Annotated in this window: 11 protein-coding genes and 1 pseudogene; 1 reads left to right on the forward strand and 11 read right to left on the reverse strand. The window is 52.3% G+C overall.

Translation table 11 applies throughout. The annotated features are described in order from the left end of the window. Positions 1–15: 15 nt before the first annotated feature. From ABKW30_RS21995 to ABKW30_RS22010, 4 genes are all read right to left on the reverse strand, one after another. The gene (locus ABKW30_RS21995; protein ID WP_348601051.1) at positions 16–1,113 is read right to left on the reverse strand and encodes an ABC transporter ATP-binding protein; all 1,098 of its coding nucleotides are present in this window, start codon (positions 1,111–1,113) and stop codon (positions 16–18) included. Then, positions 1,110–2,012 (reverse strand): carbohydrate ABC transporter permease, encoded by a 903-nt coding sequence (locus tag ABKW30_RS22000; RefSeq protein ID WP_348601053.1) that lies wholly within the window; start codon positions 2,010–2,012, stop codon positions 1,110–1,112. Before ABKW30_RS22000 ends, ABKW30_RS21995 begins: the two co-directional genes overlap by 4 nt. Then, a complete protein-coding gene (locus tag ABKW30_RS22005; RefSeq protein WP_348601120.1) occupies positions 2,009–2,902 on the reverse strand; it encodes a sugar ABC transporter permease in 894 nt (297 codons plus the stop codon). Before ABKW30_RS22005 ends, ABKW30_RS22000 begins: the two co-directional genes overlap by 4 nt. Positions 2,903–2,972: 70 nt before the next feature. Further along, the gene (locus tag ABKW30_RS22010) at positions 2,973–4,217 is read right to left on the reverse strand and encodes an ABC transporter substrate-binding protein (protein ID WP_348601054.1); all 1,245 of its coding nucleotides are present in this window, start codon (positions 4,215–4,217) and stop codon (positions 2,973–2,975) included. A 308-nt stretch (positions 4,218–4,525) separates the two neighbouring features. Between ABKW30_RS22010 and ABKW30_RS22015 the strand changes: the two genes are divergently transcribed. After that, complete coding sequence (locus ABKW30_RS22015) at positions 4,526–5,569, forward strand: LacI family transcriptional regulator (protein WP_348601055.1); 1,044 nt, start codon at positions 4,526–4,528, stop codon at positions 5,567–5,569. A 36-nt stretch (positions 5,570–5,605) separates the two neighbouring features. Here ABKW30_RS22015 and ABKW30_RS22020 read toward each other — a convergent pair whose 3' ends face one another. The 7 genes and pseudogenes from ABKW30_RS22020 to ABKW30_RS22050 form a co-directional block, all read right to left on the reverse strand. Beyond that, on the reverse strand, positions 5,606–8,086 hold the full coding sequence (locus tag ABKW30_RS22020; RefSeq protein WP_348601056.1) for a DNA translocase FtsK: 2,481 nt from the start codon (positions 8,084–8,086) through the stop codon (positions 5,606–5,608). A gap of 234 nt (positions 8,087–8,320) precedes the next feature. Continuing rightward, a pseudogene (ftsZ, locus tag ABKW30_RS22025) lies at positions 8,321–9,280 on the reverse strand (cell division protein FtsZ); the annotation flags it as partial. A 201-nt stretch (positions 9,281–9,481) separates the two neighbouring features. After that, positions 9,482–11,344, reverse strand: a complete 1,863-nt coding sequence (locus ABKW30_RS22030; protein WP_348601057.1) for a DUF2264 domain-containing protein — start codon at positions 11,342–11,344, stop codon at positions 9,482–9,484. An 80-nt stretch (positions 11,345–11,424) separates the two neighbouring features. Beyond that, the gene (locus tag ABKW30_RS22035; protein ID WP_348601058.1) at positions 11,425–12,711 is read right to left on the reverse strand and encodes an extracellular solute-binding protein; all 1,287 of its coding nucleotides are present in this window, start codon (positions 12,709–12,711) and stop codon (positions 11,425–11,427) included. 37 nt (positions 12,712–12,748) lie between these two features. Beyond that, entirely contained in the window at positions 12,749–13,831 is a 1,083-nt protein-coding gene (gene ugpC / locus ABKW30_RS22040; RefSeq protein WP_348601059.1) for a sn-glycerol-3-phosphate ABC transporter ATP-binding protein UgpC, read from the reverse strand. Between the two features lie 54 nt (positions 13,832–13,885). Further along, on the reverse strand, positions 13,886–14,659 hold the full coding sequence (locus tag ABKW30_RS22045) for a carbohydrate ABC transporter permease (protein ID WP_348601121.1): 774 nt from the start codon (positions 14,657–14,659) through the stop codon (positions 13,886–13,888). 82 nt (positions 14,660–14,741) lie between these two features. After that, entirely contained in the window at positions 14,742–15,647 is a 906-nt protein-coding gene (locus ABKW30_RS22050; protein WP_348601060.1) for a sugar ABC transporter permease, read from the reverse strand. Between the last annotated feature and the right edge of the window lie 264 nt (positions 15,648–15,911).

Here is a 15,911-nt window from a genome sequence, read left to right on the forward strand (position 1 = left end):
TGTCGTCTTGGGATTTTAAATGCGGTTCTCGGTCGTGGCATCGAACAGCGACGCCATCGCGGGATTGAAGCTCAGGAAAACCTTTTCACCGGGCATGTAACGCCTGCCGGAGTCGACACGTACGGATATCGGCTTGCCGGCGACTTTCAGCCAAACAAGGCTGTCAGCACCCATTGGTTCATCTAGATCGACAACAGCTTCACAGGAAAGCCCCGTCACGCCGGGTTTGTCGGCAATGCCAATATGCTCGGGGCGGAATCCAAAAATTACATCGCGGTCAATCGCCAGTTGTTCCTGCGTCTCATATGTTGCCAATGACACGGTAAGATCTCCGGCTGTGAATGACGAAGCCTTCTGCGTCCCGCTAATTTTTCCATTAAGAAAATTCATCGCAGGCGAGCCGATAAAGCTGGCAACGAAGAGATTGCGAGGCTTGTTATAGATCGTCAGCGGCTCGTCCAGTTGCTGGATCAAGCCACCTTTCATCACCGCAATTCGATCAGCGAGCGTCAATGCTTCGATCTGGTCGTGCGTCACGTAAATCATTGTGTTGGCGAGCTTGTGATGCAACCGCTTGATTTCGACGCGCAGTTCCGAACGCAATTTGGCATCCAGATTGGAAAGCGGCTCATCAAACAGGAAAACATCAACATCACGCACGAGAGCACGCCCGATGGCGACGCGTTGACGCTGTCCACCGGAAAGGGCAGCAGGCTTGCGTTGCAATAAAGGTTCCAATTGCAAAATATCAGCTGCGTTGGCGATCCGCTGTTGAATCTCCGCTTTCGGCAGGCCCGCCACACGCAGCCCGAAGGAGAGATTCTTCTCGACAGTCATCTGGGGATAAAGAGCATAGGATTGAAAAACCATCCCTATGCCACGGTCTTTTGGTTCCTCCCACGTAACATTTTTTCCTTTGATGAATATCTGTCCTTCTGAAATGTCGAGCAGCCCTGCAATACAGTTGAGAAGCGTCGACTTTCCACAGCCGGAAGGCCCAAGCAGGACGAGAAACTCACCGTCCGCCACCTCAATATTCAGGTCTTTCAAAACACTGATGGAGCCGAAACTAACCGAGAGATCCTTGATCAAAACACTGTGCACAATAATCACCCTTTAACGGCGCCAGCGGCTATGCCCCTGACGAAATACTTGCCTGAGAAAAAGTAGACGAGGAGTGGCACTGCACCGGTCAAAATGGTGGCAGCCATATTGACGTTGTATTCTTTCACGCCCTGCGTCGAGTTAACGATGTTGTTGAGCTGGACGGTCATCGGAACATTCTTTGAACCAGCAAAGATCACGCCGAAGAGAAAGTCGTTCCAGATGCCGGTAACTTGTATAATGACTGCGACCACAAAAATTGGTGCGGAAAGGGGGAGCATAATCTGGAAGAAAATGCGCCAGAAACCAGCTCCATCGACACGTGCCGCCTTGAACAGTTCAGTTGGTAGAGAGGTGAAGTAATTACGAAAAAGCAGCGTCAGGATCGGCATGCCGAAAACGGTATGAATCAGGACAATACCCGTCAGAGTTCCGAAGATGCCGAGTTCGCGTGTAATAATCACGAGTGGATAGAGCATCACCTGATAAGGTATGAAGGCTCCAAAAAGCAGGATGCTGAAGAATATTTCTGATCCTTTGAAACGCCAGTTCGCCAGCGCATATCCGTTCACGGAGGCGATGAGGATTGATACGATCACACTTGGAATCATGATCTTGACGGAATTCCAGAAACCTACCTTCAACCCCTCGCAATAGAGGCCTGTGCACGCGCTGGCCCAGGCTGTGCTCCAAGGCTGGAAAGTGACTTCCACAGGCGGCGAGAAAATATTGCCCAGACGTATTTCGGGCATTCCCTTCAGCGAGGTAACGACCATCACATAGAGCGGCAGGATGTAATAGATTGCTGCAACCAGAAGTGCTCCGTAAATCATGATCGTTGTCGGAGCGAAGGTTCGTGTCGGCCGTTTGCCCCGTGGCTCAATGGATAGAGTGTTGATCGCGGTCATTTGCGCTTTCCTCCGCGATACTCCATCAGGGCCCAGGGAATGACGATAATAAGGACGGTGGTCAGCATGATCGTCGAGGCTGCAAGACCCTGTCCGAGATTGGCGCGTCGAAACATGAATTCGTATACATATTTGGCAGGCACTTCGCTGGCATTGCCGGGGCCGCCGCCTGTCAGGGCAACGACAAGATCATAAACCCGTACAATTCCGGTTGAGATGAGAACGATCGTGGTAATAAAAACCGGTCGCATCATGGGAATGACGATAAAAAGATACGTCTTCCAAACGGGAATTCCATCGACGCGCGAGGCTTTCCATATGTCCTCGTCAATACCTCGCAGCCCCGCCAGCATAAGAGCCATGACAAGGCCTGTGCCATGCCAAAGTCCGGCTATAACGATGGCGTATATGGCAAAGCGCTGACTATTGAGGATCGAAAATGTGAATGTTTCAAATCCCAGATCACGGACGACACGCTGTATGCCGAATGTGGGCGTAAGGATCCATTGCCAGACAAGTCCGGTTACAATGAACGAAAGCGCGTAAGGATAAAGAAAGACAGTTCGAAACGCGCCTTCGAAACGTATTTTCTGATCCATGAGAGCCGCAAGAATAAAGCCAATCACGGTAGAGAATACCAAGGTGAATATGCCGAAAATTCCAAGGTTGATGGCCGAGATATTCCAGCGGGGTGTGTTGAAAAGCCTCGTATACTGATCAAACCCAACAAAAGTCAGTTCGGGAAGTGATCGTGATGATGTGAATGAAAGAACGACGGTCCAAAGGGTGCAACCAATGAAAACAACAAGCACTGTTGCAATCATAGGCAGGGCTGCGACCTTGGCATTCAGGTTCTTGAAGAGAGTGTTGGGACGTACTGCGGCACTCATCATATTCTCCATCAAACTTGCGCTGACACGCCATCCGTTTCAAGTGAACGGCGCGTCGCAGCCGGGGCGATTACTGGGCCTGTTCGATGATGCTGACGAAGCGAGCCTGTGCATCCTCTACTGTCATGCTGCTGTCGGCGAAGAACTCTTTTGACAGATCCTCCACTTCCAGCTTTGAATCAGGCGATAGAAGCTGGTTGATCGACGGCACGACGTTGTCGAGTTTGTTGAGAACTTCGATGCCTTTCTTCATGCAAGCATTAGCTGCAGCAAGATCTACGTCTCCGCGGATCGGCAATGATCCTTTAGCCAGATTGAAGGCGACCTGTGTTTGTTTTGATACAAGCATGCTGGCTAATTTCAGCTGTGCTTTCGTAACTTCAGGGTTTGCATTCTTGGGGAAGTAAAAAGCATCGCCGCCGGTGTTGAGAACCGGATTGTTGCCAAGGCCAAGGAGGCAATCATAGTCTGTCCCGGCCACCTTGCCAGCGACTCCGAATTCGCCTTGTGCCCAATCGCCCATAATTTGAGCGCTTGCTTTTCCACTGATGACGAGACTTGTTGCCTCATTCCAAGACCTGCCGACATAGCCCGGATCGGCCAATTCGCGTGCCTGGGCGTAAGCTTCGAAAACCGCCTTCATTTCAGGACTTGCTGCGGCCTCGGCGTCCTTGTCGCGATAGACTTTCAAAAAGAGGTCTTTGCCGCCAATCGACGATACCATGTCATTGAAAATCAGATTGACCTGCCATGCATCCCCCGTGGCGAGAGGAATGATGTCGTTCTCCTTAAGCTTTGGCGCAGTAGCTACAAATTCTTGCCAATTGGCCGGAACTGGCACGCCTCCCGCTTTAAAGGCAGCCGGATTTACCCACATCCACTGTTCGGTATGTATATTGACAGGAACGCAATAAATCTTGCCCTCGTACTTGCAAGCATCGAAGAGTTTGGATGGCCGGATAAAGTCAGCCCAGCCTTCCTTGGCAGCAATCTCCGTAAGATCGGTCATTAGTCCGGCTTTCACCAGATCTTCGGCGTCTCGCCCAGTGTTGAGCTGGGTAGCGCCCATCGGATTGCCGCCCAGTATGCGGCTGACAATGATGGGTGTTGCGGTGCTGCCGCTACCCGCGATAGCCCCGTCCACCCATTTATCACCGCCCAGCTTGTCATAGGATTCCGCCAGAACCTTCGCTGCGGCAGCTTCACCGCCAGCAGTCCACCAATGCGTTACCTCAAGGTCGGCCGCTTGGGTATTACCTGCGGCATATAGGATCGTCGAAGTGGCCAATACGGCAAGAGCAGCACTGTAACGCATCTTTTCCTCCCAAATCTGAAACGTTACAGGTAAGCTAGACTAAACTTCAGTAAGGCGCAATTCCCTTGGTTGAATTTTTTCAGTCTTGCTAAGTTCGAGCTCAAACAGAACGAGAAGCGCCAATTTTCGCTGGAATTGATGTACTCTTGTCAGGATTTCTCAATTGCCATGAATATCACTTGGGTTTACGCTGCGACTCGTGGAGCGGCAGGTCCAGGTGAGGGACAAGCAGGAAGAAAGATTTTTCTGAAACGATACAGAATGCAGTGTATATCTGATAAAGGATGGCTTTCGTCAGCCAGAATAATATGAAGACAAAAGATTCCAGTCGAATTCGCCCGGGCGAGGCGGTCGAGCTTGCTGAAGGTGAGCGCCCGACCCTCAAAACGATAGCCTTCATGGCAGGTTTGGGGGTGACGACCGTTTCCCGCGCTCTGAAGGATGCGCCGGAGATCGGTCAGGCCACCAAAAGCCGGGTGCAGTTGATCGCCAGGCAGATCGGCTATCGCCCGAACCGTGCAGGTGTTCGCCTACGGACGGGTAAGACCAATGTTATCAGCCTGGTGCTGAACGCTCAGTCTGAAATCATGGGGCTGACGTCAAACATGGTCTACGGTATTTCGGAAGTATTGTCGGAGACACCTTATCACCTGACAGTTACGCCGTACTCGGTCGAGAACGACCCGATGCAGCCCATTCGCTATATCGTTGAAACCGGTTCTGCGGATGGCATCATCATGTCACGTACCGAGCCTGATGATGCGCGCGTGCGGTATCTTGCCGAACATGGTATCCCGTTTGCCACCCATGGGCGAACAGAAATGGGAATTGAGCATCCATTCCATGATTTCGACAATGAAGCATTTGCTTATAAATCCGCGAAAAGCCTGCTGCTGAAAGGACGCAGGAAAATTGCAATGATGGCAGGCCCGACATCTGCGGTGACCTACCACAGGCATCTGGAGCGCGGGTTCTCGCGCGCGATCGAAGAAGGTGATGCCAGGGCTATTTTGGTTCCTGACATTGATGTGGACACGTCACTGGGTCGTATCCGCGATCGCACGGAAGAGATCATGTCGGGCCCAAACCGGCCGGACGGAATTGTATGCTGCAGCGGCAGTGCTGCAATTGCATTAGTTGCTGGAATTGAAGCAGCCGGCCTTAAAATAGGCAAAGATGTTGATCTGGTATCGAAGCAGTCCACCGACGTTTTGAAGTGGTTCAGACCGGAAATTATAGTGTTCAACGAAGATGTTCGTCATGCGGGCCGCGAACTGGCGCGAGCAGTGTTACGCCGCATCGAGGGGGTAGACGCGCGCGAATTGCAAAGCCTCAGTTATCCGGATGAGTAAATCCGGGAAAGCCCGGGAACGGCTTTCCCGGATCTGCTAGCTGTTATCGTTGAGTATCTCGCGCTTGCCGACATGATTTGCAGGACCAACCAGCCCTTCTTTCTCCATGCGTTCCACAAGCGATGCAGCGCGGTTATAACCAATTTGCAGACGGCGTTGAATGTAGGATGTCGAACATTTCTTGTCGCGTAACATGATCTTCACCGCCTGTTCGTAAAGCTCGTTTCCATCCTCCGAAGCCACGCTACCCTTATCGAAAACGGCGCTGTCTTCGCTCTCGATCTCTTCTTCCCCGGACTCATCCGCAGTAACCGTATCAAGATAATCCGGCTGGCCCTGCGCCTTGAGATGCGCAACGATCTGTTCGACTTCCTCATCGGAGACGAAGGGTCCGTGAACTCGCGCAATTCGCCCGCCGCCAACCATATGCAACATATCACCCTGACCAAGCAGTTGCTCAGCCCCCTGTTCGCCCAGGATGGTGCGGCTGTCGATTTTCGACGTTACCTGAAATGAAATGCGGGTCGGGAAATTTGCCTTGATCGTGCCGGTGATCACATCGACGGAGGGTCGCTGGGTTGCCATGATGAGATGAATACCGGCGGCACGTGCCATCTGGGCCAGACGTTGAATTGCACCTTCAATATCCTTGCCGGCGACCATCATCAGGTCGGCCATCTCGTCGACTATGATGACAATATATGGCATTGCCGTCAGGTCCATTTCTTCCTGTTCGTATTCCGGCGTGCCAGTACCCTTGTCGAATCCTGTCTGAACAGTGCACATCACCGTTTCACCCTTTTCACGGGCGCTGGCGACGCGGGCGTTGAAACCGTCAATATTGCGAACACCGAGCTTCGACATCTTGCGATAACGGTCTTCCATTTCACGCACGGCCCATTTGAGCGCCATGACAGCTTTCTTGGGATCAGTCACGACAGGGGTAAGCAAATGCGGGATGCCGTCATAGATCGACAGTTCAAGCATCTTCGGATCGACCATGATCAGGCGGCACTCATCCGGAGTAAGCCGATAGAGCAGGGACAGGATCATTGTGTTGATCGCAACCGATTTGCCCGATCCCGTTGTGCCTGCTACGAGCAAATGCGGCATCTTGGCGAGTTCGGCAATGACGGGTTCACCGCCGATAGTCTTTCCGAGGCAAAGAGCCAGCTTGAACTTGGTCTTGTCGAAACTGTCGGATTCAATCATTTCCCGAAGAAATACAGTTTCTCGCGTGGTGTTTGGCAGTTCGATGCCAATGACATTCCGGCCGGGAACAACAGCAACACGCGCCGACAGTGCGGACATGGAGCGTGCAATATCGTCTGCAAGGCCGATAACCCTGGAGGATTTTACGCCTGGTGCGGGTTCGAATTCATACAACGTGACCACAGGCCCCGGGCGCACGTGGATGATCTCACCACGAATACCAAAATCTTCGAGCACGCTCTCCAGCAACCCGGCATTCTGCTCAAGTGTTTCTTGTGAAATTGTAATTGTATCTTGTGTGGTCGGCTCCTGCAGCAACTCGACAGGCGGCTTTTCGTATCCGCCATGAGCGGGCGCCATGCGGGTTTCGATGCCACCGACGATCGCCAGACGTCTTTGCGGAATTAAAGCCTGGGCAGAGGCGGGCGCGGCTACGATCTCGCGTTGTGGCACACCCCTGCGCTGTTGGATGACAGGAGTGGCGTGAGACTCCTCAACCGGAGATACCGGAACAGCGATGATCTTCTGCTCCACGGTCTGGACCGGTGGTTGCAACGGCTCGGCAGGTTTTACTGGTGCCGGCAAAGGAACCGGTTGCGCTACAGCAGCGTCCGCAGGCAATTTCTGTCTGTATTCAACGATACGAAAACGGGCCGTGATCTCATCAGGATTGTATTGTATTTTTCTGGGTTGAACACGCACAGTTGCGACCGGAGCCAGTTCGGTTGCAACACTCATTGATTCCCAAAAAGCGAAGTCTGACACGTACGCATAAGCAGAGGTATCTACCGGCTCATCCACAGGCGCGGGCATCGCAGCGACAGGCTCCATTGTTGCCCGAGCCACAGCAGGTGGAGTCTGATCGGATGAAGAAGCCAGCAAGCGCTCTGGTTGTGCAATGGTTTGAACAGCGGGTGCGCGTGGCGGCGGTGCCGTGACAATCGGCAAACTGAATCCCGGTGGCGTAGAAGTTTGTGCCGGTGTGTCGGAGACAGATTCTTTGCCCTTCAGCAATTCACTGTCAGGTGTCCGGGTGAACCGGACATTTTCGGACAGGGAGAACATACGTTTTGAAATCGGTGCTGTTGCAGAATCGGGTAAAATATAGCCGGCGCTTTGTAACCGTTCGATGGGATGCGAGGGCGCTTGTGCAGCCGGTGACGCAGTGCGACGCACATTCACTGCTTCGTAGGCCTGTGCCGCAGCTGGCTTGGGTGCGGGAGCTGCTGCAGGAGGCGGCGAATTTGCCTCGATTGCGTCATATTCGTCTGATTTTACCGGGAAATTTGTTCTTGAGATATGCATGATGCCTGCGAACGAAAACGGGATGAAGTGACCGGAATTGTGCTGCTCCAGAAATAGAAAGTGAAGGTTAACAACTCTCTACCGAGCACCGGTTGTCGTCGTTCTGAATGCAAAAAAATATCCCGGAACTGAAGACCAGCCCCGAGATGTTTTTCAAGTTGCCTTAAAAAGGCAAGGTCGTCAGGCTTGGCGCTGTAACAGTGCTGGGGGTGCAAGTGCTGTGTCACTGGCGTCGTCAATTCCGGTGGCAACAACAGATACACGGAAAACACCTTCGAGAGCGTCGTCGAATGTAGCGCCCAGAATAATATTTGCCTGGTCGTCGACTTCTTCGCGGATACGGGTAGCGGCCTCGTCAACCTCGAACAAGGTCATATCGCGACCGCCGGAAATTGAAACCAGGACACCCTTGGCTCCCTTCATGGATTCGACATCAAGGAGGGGATTGGCAATGGCCGCTTCTGCAGCTGCCTGAGCACGTCCCTGGCCCGTACCTTCACCGGTGCCCATCATCGCCCGTCCCATGTCGCGCATGACGGATCGAACGTCGGCAAAATCAAGATTGATGAGACCTTCGCGGACCATCAGATCGGTTATGCAGGCGACACCGGAATACAGAACGCGATCAGCTATAGCGAAGGCATCGGCAAATGTCGTATTGGCGCTGGCAACCCGGAAAAGATTTTGATTGGGAATGACGATCAGAGTATCAGCGCTTTCCCGCAATGCTTCGAGGCCTTCCTCTGCCATGCGCATACGGCGCGTACCCTCGAAAGAAAATGGCTTTGTTACGACGCCAACAGTGAGAATGCCTGCAGAACGGGCGGCACGGGCGATCACTGGCGCAGCGCCTGTCCCTGTGCCACCGCCCATGCCGGCTGTGACGAAACACATATGTGTACCCGTCAGGTGGTCCAGGATTTCGTCGATGCTTTCTTCGGCGGCAGCGCGCCCTATTTCAGGATGTGATCCTGCACCCAGCCCCTGGGTCACATTGGCGCCGAGCTGTATCAGCCGGGTTGCCTTGGAGGTCGACAATGCCTGCGCATCCGTATTTGCAACAATGAACTGGGTACCTTGCAGATTCTCGCGGATCATATTGTTGACCGCATTACCACCACCACCTCCAACACCGAACACCGTAATGTTCGGTTTCATCTCGGAAATTTCCGGCTTTTGAAGGTTGATCGACATGGTGCAATCCTTGTTCCGCGCCGCTAGAGTCATCGGCGTACAGGTCTAAATCCTAAAGCAATGCGTCCGGGAGAATCAAAACTGGCGATCTACCGGTGTGGCGGCAAAGAATCAGATGGAAGTTTGCGGCGCAAGCCCTGAATTGGTCACTTATCGTATCGAGTGCATTTTTCCTTGATATTTCAAGACAGACCCATGGCGTCAGAGAACTGCGCCGTTACCCATAATTGAAACGTTGACGCCTTTTTCGACCATGAGTCGCTCAAGCGCAGAAACATCAGGCCTCGAGGGTAGGGATTTCAGGGCGTCTTTCACCGCCTGCCGATCCATTTGGGCAATGAAAGCGCCAGCAAGGATACTTTCACCGGCCGGAATTTCTCCTGTCAATTGAGGAAGGGTCGTTTTGGCTGCCACAAGATTGGTGTTCGGTGGTGCGTGATGAATGCGTCCGCTGCGGTTAACAGTCGAACCCAGATCGACGGCGGCAGAGACGTCTGTTCCCGTCTCGATCGACGCATGCACGCCATCGGTTTTGATAACCTCATTGCCGGTATAGTCGCGTAGAACAGCAAATCCGCCTTCAATCGTTTTCAGTGGGCGCGGCGTATCAATCCGATGAACACGGATATGGTACGGCCCGTCCCAATAGAGCCACGTGTGGACCGTCACATCGGCATAAGGACGCCATCTGGAATAGATGGTCCCGTCGGCAATCATGGCCTTTTCATTGGTTTCCCTGACCCTGAAATGTTTTCCGTCGCGGGAAAGCCCGATCATTCCATCGAAAACAGCTTCGTCAAACCGAACCTGATCACTTTCGATACTGAACCCGTATCGGGCAGAATATGTAAACTTGGCATATTTTTCCGACCCGTGACGCATCTGCAGACATTGTTGACCTGAACTCAGGGCAATTGCATCCCCGGGCGGGTTGGAGATGACAAATCCAGGGTGCAACTGCACAGAGGGTTTGGGCTCTGCCGGGCAAGGGATTTCCTCTGCTGACCAAAAAGGATGGCTGGAAGGCAGGGCGAGAGGCAGGAAAGCTTTCATTGCCCAGTAAGGCGACTGGGGAGAATTGTAGCTTTCCGACATTAAAAGGTTCGGATAGGCATAACCTATCGAGAGCACTCCATCGCTATTGGCTATTTGCTTTGAGGACCACCAACGCAGATGGCGTAAATAATGTCCCTTTATGACACCCCAGGGAAGCGCTTCAACATTTGCGAAGGCTAATGCGCCAAAAAACCCTGCCGGTGCGCAACGGTAAGTGAGTGATCGCCCGAAAACGAGCCCTGCTCCGTCATCTGCAAACCAGCGACATATATCCGATGCGATGAGGCGAGCCCGCTCAGTGTATTTATCAGCCAAATGATTAGGTTGAAGGGCGGCGAGGATCAGTCCGTAGTAGTGGAATGCGAAAGGGATATAATAATCCACCCGTCGTATTGGCCCGTCACTATACCAGCCGTCACTTATGTAAAATGTTTCCAGGTCCTTTTCATATTGCTCGTCAAGGTTCCTGTCATAGTCGATTCCAACCGCCCGCATCCCCATTCCAAGAAGTAGCCGGAAGAACTTCCAGTTATTGTTGTGGTACTCAAGGCGATGGGCGGCAATCAGATATTGGGCAACATTTCTCTTGGTCTCGTCACTTAAAGGGTCCCAGATCCTATCGGGAACAAGTCTGAGAGCGAACCCGATTGCGGCCAGTTCAACAAGGCGTTGATTTTTCTCCGGCACGGCACCCCAATATTCTGGATGAAGGGGATTGGTGCCGGAAGCCAAGCCCCGACTTATTGGTTCCCAATTGATCCAGTCAGCGCCGCCAACCTGCGCGGGAACCAGTCCCCATAACAGCCTTGAAAATCCTTCCAAATCTGCGGACAGTTGATCAAAATGAGCTGCACCCACGCCACAACGAATGCGAGCGCCGTCTTTGGAGCGATATTTTTCCAAAGGGGCAGCCAGTGTTGCCACTGCTCGCTCTACGTCATTTCTGCTTTGAAAGGGATTTCCCTCCAGTAACTGGAAGGAGTTTGGCGGAAATATAATGTCCGGCATTTTGTGGCTTCCGTTGCTTCGGGCAACGCGAGGCAGGGTGCCTCGCGTCATTTCAAGAGATGACCTAGCTTATAGAGACATCAGCTCTTCAGGATTCGCTTGCCTTGGGAGATCAGCTCCGCGGCGGCTTCAGAGGGGGTGAGATTTCCATAGGACAGCTTCAGGCCAATTGGTATGAACGCCCTTGTATTAAACTCGGTAGCGCCAAGTGGTATCTGTGGAGGGTATGGCCCGACGAGATCCGCGATGTCATTTATGTAGCTGACGGTTTTCTTTGCAAGTTCGTCGATAGCAGGTGTGATGTTTTGCTGGATATCAAGATTGACGGGCACGCCCCGCTCAATTCCTAAAATATTCCCGGCCTCTTTGTCATTGATGAAGTAATCAAGGAACTGTGCTGCAATGTCCGGATTTTTACTCTGGCTGGAAATGGCCCATATCAGTGCCGGCCTGTAGAATAGCCCACTCGGCGCAGTCTTGTTCATTATGGGTGTTGCCGTTATTTCCAGCGGCCCTTTATAGACCGCCTGATATGCTGGCAAAAGATTGGAATAGGTCATGGCAATGACTGCATTGCCTGTTGTAAGCGGGTTGGTTTCAACCAGACTTTTATCCATGGATTGCACTTCGGCGGGCGTACATCCGCCTTGTTTCGCCAAATCCTGCCAGTAAGAATACCATTCAGTAGCATCGTCAGCCGTGAATCCAAGCTTGCCGTCTTCCGTGTACATCGATTTGTCGCGTTGCCCGAGCCATCCGGTGAACATGGAATTATAGTGCGAACAGTTTCCAACGGCCCACACGTTGTCTTTCCCGATGAATTTTGTCAGCTGGATACAGGTTTTCGCAAAATCCTCCCAGGTGGTGGTTGCAGTTGGCGGTGCTATATCGGCCCTGGCAAAGACGTCTTTGTCGTAAAGCATTGCGCATGCATTGAGCGCGATAGGTATACCAAAAATCTGTCCGTCAACCTTACAAAGGTCCAGAGCACCTGATGCCAAGCGATCGGTACGGATTGCTTGCCCAAAATAACTATCAAGGGGCAGTGTTGCTTTTCTACGCCCGTAATCGGCAAAGGAGTTTGGTTCCAGCTGGAATACATCCGGCAGATTCCCTCCTGCCATCATGGTAGTAAGTTTCGACCAGTAATCTGCACCGGCAGTCTCCGCATTGATCGTCACGCCATTGTGGGTTTTTGAGAATAACGCCGCAACATCCTGAGTGCGTTTGGCACGATCTGGCGTACCCCACCAGTAGAGGCGCAATCTTGCGTCCTGCGCCGAGGCTTTTGTCATTCCAGAGAAAGATGCGGCAGCGCCCACACCGAGCATTGCGCCATTCAGTAGCATTTGTCGCCTGTTGATCATCACGTGCTCCTCCATCGTTGCGATCAAATCTTCAACTTCAGTCGTTTAGCCGGGTCCCATCGGGGTCAAAAAGGTGGCAGTGCCGGTGAGAGATACCGACGTTCAAGCTATCGCCCGGGGCAATGGCTCTTTGTCCTTCAAGGACCGCTATCAGGCTTTGTCCGTCATGCAGCCGGCCATAAGCCACAGTTTGTCCTCCGAGTTGTTCAACATGGCTGACGGATAAAGAGCCGAGAGAAACATCCGCCTGTGCATCTGTTGAAATATGCTCCGGACGCACGCCAAGGCTGAACTTCATTCCCGGATCAGCATTGAGTGACGTCGGCAGGCTCAGCTGTGTATCTGCCAGGGAGAATTCTGCCTGCGCTCTGCCGGATGAGCGAAAGGCAATATCAAGAAAATTCATCTTCGGGCTGCCGATGAAACCGGCGATGAATTTATTGGCCGGTTTGTTGTAAAGTTCGAGCGGGCGTCCGCATTGTTCAATATTACCGCTCCTCAAGACCACTATACGGTCTGCGAGAGTCATGGCCTCCACCTGATCATGTGTCACATAGATCATGGTTGCGCCCAGTTCCTTATGAAGCTTGGCGATCTCGACGCGGGTTTGCACACGCAGTTCAGCATCAAGGTTTGAGAGCGGCTCATCGAAAAGGAAGATATCGGGTTCGCGTACAATCGCCCGCCCGATAGCGACGCGCTGTCGCTGTCCGCCGGATAGTGCCTTTGGCTTACGATCAAGAAGATGCGTGATCTGGAGAATATCGGCGGCTTTGTGAACCCGAACTTTTATTTCCGCACGAGGCAGGCCAGCAGTTTCCAGTCCGAACGCCATGTTCTTGTACACGCTCATATGCGGGTAAAGCGCATAGGACTGGAAAACCATGGCAATTCCGCGCTCTGACGGAGGTACCTCATTCATGACGGTGCCATTGATGGAAAGTTCGCCGCCACTGATCGGTTCAAGGCCAGCAATCATTCGAAGCAAAGTAGACTTGCCGCAACCGGAAGGGCCAACGAAAACGATGAACTCGCCTTTGTTTATCTCGAGGTTGACACCATTGATCACATCCACTGTGCCAAAGCGCTTATCGATGTTCCTGAGTGCGAGATCTACCATATTAAACCTTTGAAGATGCTGGTGCTTTTGCGGAATGAACCGTGTCTTGACAGGTCATCGTTTCATCCCCGTAGTCGCGATGCCCTCAATCAGCAGCCGCTGGAACAGAATGAAGAGAATGAAAATGGGAAAGACCGTGAGCGTTGACATGGCAAACAGCGCGCTCCAATCCGACTGGGCGGTCGAATCCACGAACGATCTCAAGCCAAGCTGTACCGTGTAGTTCTGGATATCGTTCAGATAGATCAGAGGGGCAAAGAAATCGTCCCAGGTCCAGATGAATGAAAACACAGCGGCGGTTGCCAGGACCGGCATTGAAAGCGGGAGAATGATCCTGAAATAAATACGCCAGGGACCGCAGCCATCCATGATCGCTGCTTCGTCCAGTTCCCTGGGCAGGCCACGGAAAAACTGTACCATCAGGAAAACGAAAAACGCGTCGATTGCGAGAAACTTGGGCACGACCAATGGCAGGATTGTATTGACCCAGCCAAGTTTCAAAAACAGCACATATTGAGGGATCAGAACCGCGTGCTGCGGCATGATCAGTGTGCCAAGCATCAATGCAAACCAGAAATCACGACCGAAGAATCGTAACCGTGTAAAAGCGTATGCAGCAAGTGAGCATGAAACAAGATTGCCGATGACTGCCAGAACGGACACGACCAGTGAATTGAAAAACAGCTTGCCGAAGCTGACACTCAATCCGTTCCAGCCACGCACATAGGCGTCGAAAGACACATTGTCAGGAATCAGCGATACGGACGTGAAGATTTCGTCGTTTGGCTTGAATGAACTCGAAACCATCCAAAGCAGAGGATAAAGCATTATCAAACTTGCCGCAGTCAGAAGGCAGTATTTGACAACTCGCTTTGACGTAAACAGAACGCCGGCACGCGTTGCGTTCGTCTCAGTCATCATAGTGCACCCAATACTTTGCAGATAAGAACGACAGTGCCGTGAATATCGAGATGATCACCACGAGCACCCAGGCCAGAGCCGAGGCATAGCCTATATGGAGGTTCACGAATGCCTCCTGAAAGAGATAGAGCGTATAGAACAGTGTGCTGTCGATGGGTCCGCCTTCACCGCCACTTATGACAAAGGCCGACGTGAATGCCTTAAAAGCATCAATGGTCTGGATAACTGCATTGAAGAAGATCACCGGCGTCAACAATGGCAAGGTAATCTTGAAGAACTGCCGTGCCCTGCCGGCTCCATCGATACTCGCAGCTTCATACATATCGACAGGTATTTGGCGAAGGCCGGCAAGAAAGATGATCATCGACGATCCAAATTGCCAGATTGCCAGCAATACCAAGGTGTAGAGCGCCGTTGACGGGTTCGATATCCAGCTTGGGCCATGGTAACCGAAAACGTATTCCAGCCCGCGATTGAGCAGGCCATCGCCAGCAAAAATCTGGCGCCATAAAAAAGCTATGGCGACAGTGCCGCCAAGAAGGGATGGCAAGTAAAAAACCGCCCGGAAGATTGCCAGCCCCCGGAGCCCTTTGTTCAAGGCGACTGCAAGCGCTAAAGCAAAAATCAGCTTTAACGGCACTGACAGCACCACAAATGTAAAAGTGACGTTCATCGCCGTCCAGAACCGCGGATCATCCGATGCGATGCGGACGTAGTTTTCGATACCGATCCATTCGGGCGGAGCCATCAAGCCGTAATCGGTGAACGAGAGATAAATGGATGTTGCAATCGGTCCGACTGTCAAAGCAGCGAACCCCAGCAGCCAGGGAAGCAGAAAACTATAGCTGAGAAGTTGCCGTTTTACTCGACGCCACGCAGGACCGGCAAAGCTCATCAGGTCAGCCTTCCGAAAAACATATTGCGAAATTTTCGTTGAATTTTCGCGAGCAAGTCGCCCTCCCATCCCGGTATATCGCCACATCTCCCAACATGACCCCGCTCAATGAATAATGTATAAGCGAAAATGTCAAACGAAAAATACCAATTGACGAAACTTACGTTGAATGCGAAAAAGATTCAACTGAAGAAGGATTCCACATGAGAGCGCAGTTTGATAGTTACTTTGGCAATGTTGTCCTGCCCGCAGAGGGCAACCGGT

Origin of the sequence: Phyllobacterium sp. SB3 (assembly GCF_040009165.1) — a bacterium.
In the GTDB taxonomy this organism is placed as follows: domain Bacteria; phylum Pseudomonadota; class Alphaproteobacteria; order Rhizobiales; family Rhizobiaceae; genus Phyllobacterium.